The following is a 765-nucleotide window of genomic DNA, read 5'->3' as shown; positions in this document are numbered from 1 at the left end:
GCCCGCATCGTGCTGCTTTCCGACGGCGCCGAAAATGTTCCGCTTGACCCCAACGCCCCACAGGGAGCCTTCACCGCGGCCCGTGCCGCCAAGTCCCAGGGAGTGCAGATTTCGACGATCTCCTTCGGAACGCCTTACGGCACGGTGGAATTCAACGGCACCACCATTCCGGTTCCCGTCGACGACCAAACCTTGAAGAAGATCTGCGAGATCACCGACGGTCAGGCGTTCCACGCCGACAGCCTGGAATCGCTCAAGGACGTGTACGCGACGCTGCAGCAGCAGATCGGCTACGAAACGGTGCGCGGCGACGCCAGCAGCGCCTGGGTCCTGCTCGGCACGGTGGCGATGGCCGCCGCGGTACTGGCTGGGCTGTACCTGAACCGCAGGCTGCCGGCCTGATCGGCTACACCGGCAGGCGGCGGTTGATCAGCAACGACAACCCCGCCGCGATGAACGCCACCACCACCCCCAGGCGCAGCCACCCGGCACTACCCGGCCCGGCCACCGTGCGGTACCCGATCTCCTGCTCGATGTTGTCGTAGACGCGATTGAGTTCATTGAGGTCGGTGGCGGTGTACGACTGCCCGCCGGACACTCGCGCGATGGTTCTCATCTGATCGGAGTTGACCGGAACGTTGACGCGCTGATGGTCGAGCTCGACGGTGCCTGCCTTGGTGCCGAACGTGATCGTCGAGACCGGCACCCCGTGATCCTTGGCCAACCGAGCCGCCGTATAGGCACCGTCATGCGGATCGTTGGGGT

General features: G+C 65.2%; 2 pseudogenes. One reads left to right on the top strand and one right to left on the bottom strand.

The window, feature by feature from the left end:
• Positions 1 to 402, top strand: a pseudogene (locus A5791_RS17720) (VWA domain-containing protein); the annotation flags it as partial.
• A gap of 4 nt (positions 403 to 406) precedes the next feature.
• Here the strand turns inward: A5791_RS17720 and A5791_RS26855 are convergent.
• Positions 407 to 765 (bottom strand): annotated as a pseudogene (locus A5791_RS26855) (hypothetical protein); the annotation flags it as partial.

The organism is Mycobacterium sp. 852002-51163_SCH5372311, from assembly GCF_001667115.1.
In the GTDB taxonomy this organism is placed as follows: Bacteria; Actinomycetota; Actinomycetes; order Mycobacteriales; family Mycobacteriaceae; genus Mycobacterium.
This window is presented reverse-complemented; position numbering and strand designations above follow the sequence as displayed.